Origin of the sequence: Mesorhizobium sp. M5C.F.Ca.IN.020.32.2.1 (assembly GCF_004023105.1) — a bacterium.
GTDB classification, from domain to species: domain Bacteria; phylum Pseudomonadota; class Alphaproteobacteria; order Rhizobiales; family Rhizobiaceae; genus Mesorhizobium; species Mesorhizobium wenxiniae.
Genome location: NZ_RZSX01000030.1, coordinates 5,821 through 16,407, shown reverse-complemented (window position 1 = coordinate 16,407; position 10,587 = coordinate 5,821). Strand labels below are relative to the sequence as shown.

At 62.5% G+C, this 10,587-nt stretch carries 15 protein-coding genes and 1 pseudogene; 11 read left to right on the top strand and 5 right to left on the bottom strand.

The window, feature by feature from the left end; all coding sequences use genetic code 11:
* The 4 genes from pgk to EOA86_RS02810 form a co-directional block, all read left to right on the top strand.
* Positions 1-359 (top strand): phosphoglycerate kinase (gene pgk / locus EOA86_RS02825; RefSeq protein WP_128340646.1); only part of this gene is annotated, 359 nt, incomplete at its 5' end.
* A 138-nt stretch (positions 360-497) separates the two neighbouring features.
* The gene (locus EOA86_RS02820) at positions 498-1,523 is read left to right on the top strand and encodes a class I fructose-bisphosphate aldolase (RefSeq protein ID WP_128340645.1); all 1,026 of its coding nucleotides are present in this window, start codon (positions 498-500) and stop codon (positions 1,521-1,523) included.
* A 126-nt stretch (positions 1,524-1,649) separates the two neighbouring features.
* A complete protein-coding gene (locus EOA86_RS02815; RefSeq protein WP_128340644.1) occupies positions 1,650-2,390 on the top strand; it encodes a thioredoxin family protein in 741 nt (246 codons plus the stop codon).
* Between the two features lie 98 nt (positions 2,391-2,488).
* A complete protein-coding gene (locus EOA86_RS02810) occupies positions 2,489-3,220 on the top strand; it encodes an SGNH/GDSL hydrolase family protein (RefSeq protein ID WP_128340643.1) in 732 nt (243 codons plus the stop codon).
* Between the two features lie 14 nt (positions 3,221-3,234).
* Here EOA86_RS02810 and EOA86_RS02805 read toward each other — a convergent pair whose 3' ends face one another.
* Both EOA86_RS02805 and EOA86_RS02800 read right to left on the bottom strand, forming a co-directional pair.
* Positions 3,235-3,396, bottom strand: coding sequence for a hypothetical protein (locus EOA86_RS02805; RefSeq protein WP_127314259.1), 162 nt, complete (start codon positions 3,394-3,396; stop codon positions 3,235-3,237).
* A gap of 180 nt (positions 3,397-3,576) precedes the next feature.
* Positions 3,577-4,530, bottom strand: a complete 954-nt coding sequence (locus tag EOA86_RS02800) for a ring-cleaving dioxygenase (protein ID WP_128340642.1) — start codon at positions 4,528-4,530, stop codon at positions 3,577-3,579.
* Positions 4,531-4,802: 272 nt separating this feature from the next.
* On the opposite strand from EOA86_RS02800, the gene EOA86_RS02795 reads away from it, so the two are divergent.
* The 5 genes from EOA86_RS02795 (at position 4,803) to EOA86_RS02775 (ending at position 7,288) form a co-directional block, all read left to right on the top strand.
* Complete coding sequence (locus EOA86_RS02795) at positions 4,803-4,970, top strand: hypothetical protein (protein ID WP_127210638.1); 168 nt, start codon at positions 4,803-4,805, stop codon at positions 4,968-4,970.
* 85 nt (positions 4,971-5,055) lie between these two features.
* On the top strand, positions 5,056-5,658 hold the full coding sequence (locus EOA86_RS02790) for a DJ-1/PfpI family protein (RefSeq protein WP_128340641.1): 603 nt from the start codon (positions 5,056-5,058) through the stop codon (positions 5,656-5,658).
* A 53-nt stretch (positions 5,659-5,711) separates the two neighbouring features.
* On the top strand, positions 5,712-6,077 hold the full coding sequence (locus EOA86_RS02785) for a VOC family protein (protein ID WP_128340640.1): 366 nt from the start codon (positions 5,712-5,714) through the stop codon (positions 6,075-6,077).
* 7 nt (positions 6,078-6,084) lie between these two features.
* The gene (locus EOA86_RS02780) at positions 6,085-6,489 is read left to right on the top strand and encodes a hypothetical protein (protein WP_128340639.1); all 405 of its coding nucleotides are present in this window, start codon (positions 6,085-6,087) and stop codon (positions 6,487-6,489) included.
* 79 nt (positions 6,490-6,568) lie between these two features.
* On the top strand, positions 6,569-7,288 hold the full coding sequence (locus EOA86_RS02775; RefSeq protein WP_008873880.1) for a YafY family protein: 720 nt from the start codon (positions 6,569-6,571) through the stop codon (positions 7,286-7,288).
* Positions 7,289-7,466: 178 nt separating this feature from the next.
* Here EOA86_RS02775 and EOA86_RS02770 read toward each other — a convergent pair whose 3' ends face one another.
* The 3 genes from EOA86_RS02770 to EOA86_RS02760 form a co-directional block, all read right to left on the bottom strand.
* Entirely contained in the window at positions 7,467-8,162 is a 696-nt protein-coding gene (locus tag EOA86_RS02770) for a DUF1013 domain-containing protein (protein WP_029348739.1), read from the bottom strand.
* Between the two features lie 422 nt (positions 8,163-8,584).
* Positions 8,585-8,725: a DUF1127 domain-containing protein gene (locus EOA86_RS02765; RefSeq protein WP_065011316.1), complete on the bottom strand. Its 141-nt coding sequence runs from the start codon at positions 8,723-8,725 to the stop codon at positions 8,585-8,587.
* A gap of 133 nt (positions 8,726-8,858) precedes the next feature.
* Positions 8,859-9,872: an NAD(P)H-quinone oxidoreductase gene (locus EOA86_RS02760; RefSeq protein WP_128340638.1), complete on the bottom strand. Its 1,014-nt coding sequence runs from the start codon at positions 9,870-9,872 to the stop codon at positions 8,859-8,861.
* A gap of 188 nt (positions 9,873-10,060) precedes the next feature.
* Between EOA86_RS02760 and EOA86_RS02755 the strand changes: the two genes are divergently transcribed.
* Both EOA86_RS02755 and EOA86_RS39900 read left to right on the top strand, forming a co-directional pair.
* On the top strand, positions 10,061-10,255 hold the full coding sequence (locus EOA86_RS02755) for a DUF1192 domain-containing protein (protein WP_029348741.1): 195 nt from the start codon (positions 10,061-10,063) through the stop codon (positions 10,253-10,255).
* 76 nt (positions 10,256-10,331) lie between these two features.
* A pseudogene (locus EOA86_RS39900) lies at positions 10,332-10,587 on the top strand (MFS transporter); the annotation flags it as partial.

The following is a 10,587-nucleotide window of genomic DNA, read 5'->3' as shown; positions in this document are numbered from 1 at the left end:
GCGAAACCGTCGCAATATCAGAGGTGCCGGCCGATGGGATGATCCTCGATGTCGGCGAAAAGACCGTGAAGACCGTTGCCGACTGGATCGACCGCGCTGCGACGCTGGTCTGGAACGGTCCGCTCGGCGCCTTCGAGATCGAACCGTTCGACCGGGCGACGGTGGCGGCAGCCAAGCACGCCGCGGCCCGCACCAAGGCCGGCAAACTGGTCTCGGTGGCTGGCGGCGGCGACACGGTGGCAGCACTCAACCATGCCGGCGTCGCCGACGACTTCACCTATGTCTCGACCGCCGGCGGCGCCTTTCTGGAATGGATGGAAGGCAAGCCGCTGCCCGGTGTCGATGTGCTGAAGCGCTGAGGCCCTGGGGCGACAGGCGAACGAGGGGCGTTTGCGCGTTTCAATCGATTCGAGCTTTCCGCTTGTAATGGTTCGACTTGAACCTGCCTTGCTCTAGTGGTCTGCTAGGTTGGAACAAACGGTTCAGGAGGATGCACAATGAGCGAACGTCTCGAGGACATTGCCGCCGCGATGGTGGCCGACGGCAAGGGTCTTTTGGCCGCCGACGAAAGCTCCGGCACCATCAAGAAGCGCTTCGACGTGATCGGCGTCGAATCGACCGCCGACAGCCGCCGCGACTATCGCGAGATGATGTTCCGCGCCAAGGAGGCGATGACCAGATACATCTCCGGCGTCATCCTCTACGACGAGACTATCCGCCAGAAGGCCGCCGACGGCACGCCGCTGGTCGACATCATCAAGGCGACCGGCGCCATTCCAGGCATCAAGGTCGATGCCGGCGCCAAGCCTCTCGCCGGTTTCCCTGGCGATACGATCACCGAAGGCCTCGACGGCCTGCGCGAGCGGCTCACCGACTATTACAAGCTCGGTGCCCGTTTCGCCAAATGGCGTGCGGTGATCGACATCGACGTCGCCAAGGGCGTGCCTTCAGCCACGTCGATCGGTTCGAATGCGCATGCGCTCGCCCGCTATGCGGCGCTTTGCCAGGAGGCCGGCATCGTGCCGATCGTCGAGCCGGAGGTGCTGATGGATGGCGCCCATGACATCGGCACCTGCTACGAGATCAGCAAGGCAACGCTGACAAAACTCTACACCGAGCTCTACGCGGCCCGCGTCGTCCTCGAAGGCACCATCTTGAAGCCGAACATGGTTCTCGCCGGCAAGAAGTCGGGCAAGACCAGCAGCCCCGAGGAAGTCGCCGAAAAGACCATAAGACTGTTCCGCGAAACGGTGCCGGCCGCAATCGGCGGCATCGCCTTTCTCTCGGGCGGGCAATCGGACGAGGAGGCGACCGCCAACCTCAATGCCATCAATGCCATCGGCCCGCATCCATGGAAGCTGACCTTTTCCTATGGCCGCGCCTTGCAGGCGGCGCCACAGAAGGCCTGGAGCGGCAAGGCGGCCAACGTTGCCGCTGCCCGGGCCGCTTTCGCCCACCGCGCCCACATGAACCATTTGGCCGCACTTGGAAAATGGCAGCCGGACCTGGAACAGGCCGCCTGACCGGTTTTTTCTGCCTTCGTCCGAACCCGGGCCATGTGCCCGGGTTCAATTATGCTCAAAAAACCGACGGCCGTGTCGGCTTGCGTTGAGCCCCAACGTCCTTGGGGCTCAAAGAGGAGCAGACTCATGCCAAACAACAAGATCGTTTCACGGGAAGACTGGTTCCAGGCGCACAAGGCGCATCTGGCCCGCGAGAAGGAATTGACGCGATTTCGCGACCGCATCGCTGCCGAACGGCGGGAATTGCCCTGGCTGAAGATCCGGAAGGACTATGTCTTCGAGACCGAACAGGGCCCGAAGAAACTGGCCGGCCTATTCGGAGGCGCAAGCCAGCTGATCGTCTACCACTTTATGTTCGGGCCGGGCGCCGATTATCGTTGCGAAGGGTGTTCCTTCCTTGCCGACCATATCGACGGCGCCAACCAGCACCTCAAGCACCACGATGTGTCGCTGGTCGTGATCTCGCGGGCGCCGTTGGCCGAATTTCTGCCCTACAAACAGCGCATGGGGTGGAAATTCGACTGGGTGTCGTCCTACGCGTCAGACTTCAACTTCGAGATGCAGGTTTCCTTCACCGACAAACAGATCCAATCAGGCGACACGACCTACAACTTCGAGCAGCGCGCGCTGAAATCGAAGGACCTTCCCGGCATCAGCGTGTTCTACAGGGATGAGAACGGCGACATCTTCCTGACCTTCATGTCGCGCTCCAGGGGCGGCGATCCGCTGATCGGCGCTTATCACTATCTCGACCTGACGCCGAAAGGCCGCAACGAGACAGGTTCCTACCACAGCCTGATGGACTGGGTGCGGCTGCACGATGAATACGCAGACAGGCACGAGATGCAGGACGCCTGTTACCATTGACGACGGGCAGCCGACGCAAGATCTTTCGCCTTTAGCCCGATATGCGCTAAGTGCTGCTCGCCACGCCTTTAACGGACTTTCCCCATTAACGGTTTGCGATGCAGCGCTTTCTTGCCCTCCTCACCTGGCTCGCCTTTCCAGTCTATGTCTGGCAGGGACTCGGCGTGCGTCGCCGCACCACCCGCATGCTGCCGGCGCAAGGTCCGGTCATGCACGACATATCAGGCCAGGCGCCAGCGATCTCGCTTCTGATGCTTGGCGATTCTTCCGCCGCTTCGGTCGGCATCGGCAATTCCGAATACGGGTTGGCCGCGCAACTGGCCGAGCTGATCTCGCAACGCACTGGCCGTGCGGTACGCTGGCGGGCAGCCGGCTTCAACTCGGCGACCTCAGGCCAGATCCGCGACCATGTGCTGCCCAATCTGTCGGCTGATCCTTGGACGCATATCGTGCTCGCCATCGGCACCAACGACACCAAGAACTTTCACTCGGTGCCACGCTTCAAAAGCGATTTTGGCGGCCTGCTCTACGCGCTGCGAGCCAAATGGCCTGAGGCGCGCGTGGTGTGGTCGCCGGTGCTGGAATTCACCCGGGCGCCGGCAATGCCGCCGCTGCTTGGAACGATCCTGGAGATCCGCGCCGCCGAGATGAACCGGATGGGCGAGCGCCTCTGCCTCGAACGCGGCGCAGTGCCGGCGCCGCGCCTGCCGATCACCGATGCCGAAGCCGGTTTTGCCTCCGACGGATTTCATGCCTCGGAAGCCGGCTACCGGGCCTGGGCGGAACATCTCGTCGACCTGGTGCTGGCCAACGAACCACGCGTAGCGTAGCGGGGCCGCCAGCTCTACGTCCAATGCCCCAGCGCCGCTGTTATCGAAATCGCCGCCATCGCCAGCACCGCCAGCTTCCAGAAATCGCTGCGCCGCTTCAGCCCCGGCCAGCCGAGCGGCTTGATCAGCTGGATGACCATCATGACAATGATAACGAGCGCGAGGAGTTTCGACATGTCGCTTTTGACTAGCGCATCGGCCCGAAAATCGAAATCGATTTTCGGAAAGCACGATGCGTAGATTCAACGGTGCTGGAGCGTCCTTTGCGCGTCCAGGAAGGACGCGCGGCGCTCTAGTATCACGGCCGGCTGTCAAAGCGCTCCGCTCATGCCAGATCGCCATAACGTTGAGAGGTGCTATGCCAGCGGCTTGAGGCCGGCCTCGATCGAGGCCCGCTTTGGTTCGAGGAAGGGCGGCAAGGCCAGACTTTCGCCCAGCGTTTCCAGCGGCTCGTCGGCCGTGAACCCCGGGCCGTCGGTGGCGATCTCGAACAATATGCCGTTCGGCTCACGGAAATAGAGCGAACGGAAGTAGTATCGTTCGACTTCACCGCTTGACGGCAGGCGGAATTCGGCCAGCCGTGCCGTCCATTGATGCAAGGTCTCCCGGTCCGGCGCCCTGAACGCGACGTGGTGGACCGCCCCGGCACCTTGCCGTGCCGGCGCCAGGCCCGGCTGCACCGCGACATGAAGTTCCGCCGCCGGGCCGCCTTTTCCCATCTCGAAGACATGAACCTGGCCCTGACCATCCGGCGAGACATAATCCCGCGCCTTGTGCATGTTCATCACCTTGGTCAGCACCGCTTCGGTGTTGGTGACGTCGGGAACGCTGATCACGATAGGCCCGAGCCCGCGTATCTGGTGCTCGATTGGGACCGGGCTTTGAGCCCAGGGATGACTGTCGCCCTTGCCGCCATCGCTGACGAGACGCAGGCGCTGGCCTTCTGGGTCTTCGAAATCCAGCGACGGGTAGCCGCCGACATCGCCGATCTCTCCCGTCGCGACGGTCTCGCCGGACAAGTGCTGCTTCCACCAGGCAAGGCTTTTGGGGCTGGCGACCCTCAGGCTGGTCCGGACGATGCTGTTGGTGCCGCGCCGTTCGCGTCCGACCGGCCAATCGAAGAAGGTAAGATCGGTGCCAGGCGTCGCCTCTGCGTCGGCATAGAAAAGGTGATAGGCCGACGTGTCGTCCTGATTGACCGTCTTCTTGACCAGTCGCAGGCCCAAGGTCCTCGTGTAGAAACGAAGGTTTCCGGGCGCATTCGCGGTGATAGCGGTCAGGTGGTGGATTCCCGTCAGTTGCAGGCCCATGGTCGTCTCCCTGATTTACGGAAAATTTTTCTCCTTCAATATCAGAACGCCGACCCTATCGCAGAAGGATCCGAATTCCGACAGTCCGTCGCTGCAAGCTGAACGATCTCGACGCTGATAGCGATACCTGCGATGAACAAGCCGGCGTGCCGCGCACCGGCGAGCTCGGGAAGGCAAAACCGGCAGCATCACCGAAGGCCATCATTCTACTGACAGACTGCTGTCAGGAGGGGTGTGCGATAGAGTCTCCATCGAAAGAGAGGAGACCAGCTATGAACGGCTTTACCATTCTGCGCAGCATGCAGCACTATGTCGGCAAGATCAGGACGATGCGCAACGAGATCCGCACCCGGCGTTTCATGAACGGGTTGCCGCAAAGCATCCGCAAGGACATCGGTTGGCCGGATAATTACGAAGGCCGCCACGGCCGCGGCCATTGAGGCGATTTCTTCGCAGCAGCAGTTGGATGCGGACGCCACGGCGCCCAGATAAACAGGTTCGGCGGACGGAAAGACGGAGCAGGAAATGTCCGAACAGAAAACCATCGGCGTTCTTTTCATCGATCGCTTCGCCGACTGGGAATACGGGCTGCTGGCGGCTTCGGCGGTCGAATGGTTCGGCGCACGCGCGGTGTCGCTGACGCCGAACGGAAAGCCGGTGACTTCGGCCAGCGGATTTATGCTGACGCCCGACCGTTCCACCGAGGTTGGTGAAAACACCGATCTCGACGCTGTGGCGGTCATCGGCTCCGACCAGTGGGTCGATGCCCCGCCTGATGTCTCCCGGCTGCTGACAGCGGTCGCAGCGCGTGGCGGCGTGGTCGGCGGCATTTGCGCCGGCACCTTGGCACTGGCACGTGCCGGCTTGTTCGACAAGGCCAAACACACCAGCAATGGTCGTGACTGGATCAACGAAAAGGAACCGGGTTACCCGGGCGCCCAGAACTATCAGGACGTGCCCTATGCGGTCGCCGACGGTCGCATCGTGTCCGCGCCGGGTTCGGCTCCGGGCACGTTCGCTCTTGCCTATTTGAAGACGCTCTATCCCCAGAGAAGCGGCGACGTTGCTGAGATGCGTATGCTGTTCGCCAAGGAGTACGCTGAAGGGGAATATGCTGAAGCCTCCTGACAGTATGGTGTCAGGAGCGGCGTGCAATAGTGCGGCAGTATTAGGAGACAGACATGGCCTTCATCCCTGCAAAAGCTTCGGCATGGTTCGAGATTCCTGTCACCGACATGGATCAGGCGCGCGCCTTTTATGGGTCGGTGCTCCAGAACGATCTCATTCTCGAGGAGAGCGGCCCGAACCCGATGGCCATGTTCGCCGCCGAGGACCGAACGGCCTCCGGGCACATCTACCCAGGGAAACCCGCAGCACCGGGAAATGGCCCGACCATCCATCTGTCGGTTGCCGCACCGATCGAGGACGCCATGGAACGGGTGAGGCAGAACGGGGGGCAGATCGTCTCGCCGGCGATCTCCATTCCGGCCGGCACATTCGCTTATTGCCTCGACCCGGACGGCAACAGCTTTGGGCTCTTCGTTTAGGTGGCGCATGGTAAAGAGCTGGAACGACATGCTGAACACGCCGGGCACCAACGGTATCAAGCCGACGCCGCGCACTGTTGGCGACGTCGTCGAAGGCCAACCGATGCTGGTGCCGACGGCACGGCAGGTCGATCATTTCATCCGCTCCATCCCAGAGGGCGTGGACATGGACGTCCGCGCATTGCGCACCGCGCTCGCCATCGAGCACGGTGCCGAAGTGACATGTCCGGTCACTATCGGCTATCATCTGCGCACTGTTGCCGAGGCCGCCAACGAGGATCTGGAACGCGGCATGACGCTTAGCGACATCGCGCCGTTCTGGCGGGTGCTGGATGCAAAGACGCCGACAACAGGGAAGTTTTCCTTCGGCGCGGCTTTCGTCGCCGCGCAGCGCAAACGCGAAGGGCTCTAACCATAATGCATGTCGCCCAAAAGTGGGAACCGGTTTTGGCAAAACGACATGCGTAGAAACAACACCGAGGGACCATACGATGCGTCGCGCCGACAGGCTCTTCCAGATCGTGCAGCATCTGCGCGGTGGCCGTCTGGTCACCGCCCAGAAGCTGGGCACGTGGCTCGAGGTTTCCGAGCGAACCATCTACCGCGACATCGCCGACCTGCAGTCGACGGGCGTGCCGATCGACGGCGAGGCCGGCGTCGGCTACATGATGAGGGAGGGTTTCGACCTTCCGCCGCTGATGTTCACGCGTGACGAGATCGTCGCGCTGGTCGCCGGCGCCCGCATGGTGCGCGCGTTTGGCGGCGCTGCCATGGCGCGGGCCGCCGACGAGGCGCTGGTCAAGATCGGCGCCGTGCTGCCCGATGCAGAAAAGGACCGCATCGCCCGCACCGAAATCCACACGCCGATGTGGGTGGTGAGCGACGCCGCTCGCGAAGCAATCGACCTGATCGAGCGCGCAGTGGAAAAACGCCAGGTGCTGACTATCGACTACTCCGACGAAGCAGGCCGCGGCACCGCGCGCGACATCAGGCCATTGGGCCTGTGGTTCTGGGGCAAGGTGTGGACGCTGGTCGCCTGGTGCGAGATGCGCGACGATTTCCGCGCTTTCCGTATCGATCGCATCGCTTCGGTGGTCATAGCCGGCCGCGTCTTCAAGCCGGAGCGCGGCAAGCAGCTCGCCGATTTCTATCGTGCTGTTGAGCGCAGCGAGGATTACGGCATGGCACCGGACCGAGCCGCGCGAACCTAAATTAGGTGACGTCTTCCCCCTCCCCTTGTGGGAGAAGGTGGCCGAGCGAAGCTCGGTTGGCTGAGGGATGCTGGAAGGATCGCGGCGTTGGCGTTTCTTCCAACGGCCTCTTCCGTCTGGCGCTGCGCGCCAATCCACCTTCTCCCACGAGGGAGGAGGAGAAGGCAGGTGCCCTCACCTACTCCTCGTCGTCCTTATCCTCGTCCTTCGACTTCAGCGCCGAAAGCTTGGCGAAGACCGCGTTGGCGTCGAGCTCCGCATCCTCATCCTTTGGCTTCTCCGCTGCCGGCACGAGGCGCTCGGTCAATGCAGCCGGCAGCAGCGTGTCGCCGGCCGGCTGTGCCTGCTCGCGGCCACGCGAGGCGCGGTTGACTTCCATGTCGAGGTCGATCTGCGAGGCGAGACCCAATGTCACCGGATCCATCGGCTGCAGATTGGCCGAGTTCCAGTGCTTCCTGTCACGGATCTGGTCGATCGTCGACTTGGTGGTGCCGACGAGGCGCGCGATCTGCGCGTCCTTCAGCTCGGGATGGTTACGCACCAGCCAGAGGATGGCGTTGGGCCGGTCCTGGCGTTTCGAGAGCGGCGTGTAGCGCGGACCCTTGCGCTTGGATTCCGGCACCCGCACTTTGGGGTCGGACAGCTTCAGCCGATGGTTCGGGTCCTTCTCGGCACGTGCAATCTCGTCGCGGGTCAGCTGGCCGGTCATGATCGGGTCCATGCCCTTGATGCCTTGCGCCGATTCGCCATCGGCGATCGCCTTGACCTCGAGCGGATGCAGCCCGCAGAACTGCGCGATCTGCTCGAAGGAGAGCGCGGTATTGTCGACCAGCCAGACGGCGGTCGCCTTGGGCATCAGCAGCGTATTGGCCATTATGAGATATCCTTCTCGTTCGCCCGCGTTCCCGCGCGGGCGGTGGTTTTAGAGCCACCAAAATGGGAAATTCGCTGCGTATATAACCACTCCGTTGCCGTTTCGCAACGGTTTTGGAAGGTACTGTCGTAAGCATGGCTGCAGGACCGGAGAATGCAGAAGTTTGTGGGAGTGTTGCGCCGCTGGGGGCGTGGAGCTTTTTGCAGCATCTTGCCGGCGCCTTCGTGGCACCGATCGATCATCGCAGCTGCTGCTGCACGGACTTCAAAACGACAAAACCCGCCGGACAGGGTCCAGCGGGCTCGGAACCGGCGACGGGAAACCCGTCTGCTGCGGCTCTGGCTTCTAAAGCATGATCTCGGACCGAAGCACCACGTCGCGAAAAAGCGGCTTGATGCTTTCAGGCGAGATCACGCTTGAGATCAAAGCGCCTTGCGGGCGATCCTCTCGATGTCACCACGGTTGATGCCGAGGTCGTTGAGCTGACGGGCGTTCAGGCGGTTCAGTTCGCGCACGGTTTCATTGTACATGCGCCAGTTACGGAAAGCACGGATCGGGTTCATGGTAGTCCTCCATCGTTTCGATGCCGCTCAAATAGGCATCGTTGATGAAAAGTTGAACAGACGCTTTTGCATGGCCGCAATGCGTTTGTTGCATTGCACAATTAAGCGCTTTGTTCAGCTTGTTTGCCGACCGTCAGCCGACATCGAGCACGATCTTGCCGATGTGGTCGCCGTCCTCCATTCGCTCATGCGCCCGCCACGCTTCCTTGAGCGGGAAAATCATGTCCATGACGGGTGCTACCTTGCGGGTGCCGAGCAGCGGCCACACCTGCGCCTCCAGCGCCGCGGCGATCGCCGCCTTGAATTCGACGGTGCGCGGCCGCAGCGTCGAGCCGGTGTGGGTGAGCCGCTTGACCATCATCTTCGAGAAATCAGCGCTTGCCACCGCCCCGCTCTGCGTGGCGATCTGGACGATGCGGCCTTCCACCGCCGCGGCCTCGTAGTTTCGCGCCACATAGTCGCCTCCGACCATGTCGAGGATGACGTTGGCACCCTTGCCGCCGGTCGCGTCCTTGACCGCCGCGACGAAATCCTCCTCACGGTATTTGATCGCGCGGTCGGCGCCAAGCTTCAGACAGGCGTCGCATTTCTCCTGGCTGCCGGCGGTGGTGATGACATAGGCGCCGAAGGCCGAGGCGAGCTGGATCGCCGTGGTGCCTATCCCGGACGAACCGCCATGGACGAGCAGCGTCTCGCCGCCCCTCAGGCCGCCGCGCTCGAAGAGATTATGCCAGACGGTGAAGTAGTTTTCCGGTACCGCCGCCGCTTCCGTGTGGGTAAAGCCGGCGGGCAGCGGCAGCACGCTGCCGGCATGGACCTTGACGTATTCGGCATAGCCGCCGCCGGGTGTCAGCGCGCAGACCCGGTCGCCGACACGCCACCGTGATATCTCGTCGCCAAGAGCTGCAACTTCGCCCGACGCTTCGAGGCCCGGCAGGTCCGACGCACCGGGCGGCGGCGGATAGACGCCCTTGCGCTGCTGCACATCCGGCCGGTTGATACCGGCAGCGCGCACCCGGATCAGGATTTCGCCGGGACCGGGCACGGGCACGTCGCGCGTTTCCGGTTTCAGCACTCGCGGTCCGCCGGGTTCCGAAATCGCAATGGCCGTCATCTTCGCCGGAATTTTGTTCTGTCCACTCGCCATGAGTTTTCCCGTCTCGCTTCGCCAGTTTCTTTCCAGCTGCCGGTTTTCTTGCCGACTGTTTGCATCCATGCCCCTGCCCTATGTATGCTGATTGCCAAATCAGGCAAATGGCCACTGCAGCGTCGGGCGTTCGAATTGGACGCGCAGAGGTAGCAGTTAATTTTTTTGCGCATGAGCGAGGAGCGACGATGGCGATCTTCGACGACGAACCCAAAAAGAAAGCCCGCCCGCATGAGATCGGGCAGGATCTGTCGCTGCTTTCCGTTGATGAACTGTCCGAGCGGATCGCCATCTTGCGCGACGAGATCGCCCGTCTCGAAGCCGAGCTCAAGACCAAGAGCACCACCAAATCAGCGGCCGAGGCGCTGTTCCGCCGCGGATAGTTTCCAGAGCCGAAGCGCCCGCCGCCGAAAAACTCGAATCTTCAGACCCTCCCCAAATTCCAGCCGGATCAGCTAAATGTTTGCAAGCTACCGACCGATCCTCTCGCTGCTTCGCGGCACCGCTTTCCTGCTGGCGGCGACCGGACTGCACGGGCTGCTGTTGCCGCTGCGCGGCCAGTTGGAAGGTTTCTCGACCGCATCGCTCGGCCTGATGGGCACGGCCTGGGCCGGCGGCTTCGTCACCGGCTGCTTCTTTGCGCCGCGCCTCGTGCGTCGAGCCGGTCACGTACGCGCTTTCGGCGCCTTTGCGGCATCGGGAGCCATCGTCGCAC

Excerpts from the sequence above, each read along its gene's own strand:
- EOA86_RS02820 (WP_128340645.1), top strand. The coding sequence starts at position 498 with ATGAGCGAACGTCTCGAGGACATTGCCGCCGCGATGGTGGCCGACGGC.
- EOA86_RS02815 (WP_128340644.1), top strand. The coding sequence starts at position 1,650 with ATGCCAAACAACAAGATCGTTTCACGGGAAGACTGGTTCCAGGCGCAC.
- EOA86_RS02810 (WP_128340643.1), top strand. The coding sequence starts at position 2,489 with ATGCAGCGCTTTCTTGCCCTCCTCACCTGGCTCGCCTTTCCAGTCTAT.
- EOA86_RS02805 (WP_127314259.1), bottom strand. The coding sequence starts at position 3,396 with ATGTCGAAACTCCTCGCGCTCGTTATCATTGTCATGATGGTCATCCAG.
- EOA86_RS02800 (WP_128340642.1), bottom strand. The coding sequence starts at position 4,530 with ATGGGCCTGCAACTGACGGGAATCCACCACCTGACCGCTATCACCGCG.
- EOA86_RS02795 (WP_127210638.1), top strand. The coding sequence starts at position 4,803 with ATGAACGGCTTTACCATTCTGCGCAGCATGCAGCACTATGTCGGCAAG.
- EOA86_RS02790 (WP_128340641.1), top strand. The coding sequence starts at position 5,056 with ATGTCCGAACAGAAAACCATCGGCGTTCTTTTCATCGATCGCTTCGCC.
- EOA86_RS02785 (WP_128340640.1), top strand. The coding sequence starts at position 5,712 with ATGGCCTTCATCCCTGCAAAAGCTTCGGCATGGTTCGAGATTCCTGTC.
- EOA86_RS02780 (WP_128340639.1), top strand. The coding sequence starts at position 6,085 with ATGGTAAAGAGCTGGAACGACATGCTGAACACGCCGGGCACCAACGGT.
- EOA86_RS02775 (WP_008873880.1), top strand. The coding sequence starts at position 6,569 with ATGCGTCGCGCCGACAGGCTCTTCCAGATCGTGCAGCATCTGCGCGGT.
- EOA86_RS02770 (WP_029348739.1), bottom strand. The coding sequence starts at position 8,162 with ATGGCCAATACGCTGCTGATGCCCAAGGCGACCGCCGTCTGGCTGGTC.
- EOA86_RS02765 (WP_065011316.1), bottom strand. The coding sequence starts at position 8,725 with ATGAACCCGATCCGTGCTTTCCGTAACTGGCGCATGTACAATGAAACC.
- EOA86_RS02760 (WP_128340638.1), bottom strand. The coding sequence starts at position 9,872 with ATGGCGAGTGGACAGAACAAAATTCCGGCGAAGATGACGGCCATTGCG.
- EOA86_RS02755 (WP_029348741.1), top strand. The coding sequence starts at position 10,061 with ATGGCGATCTTCGACGACGAACCCAAAAAGAAAGCCCGCCCGCATGAG.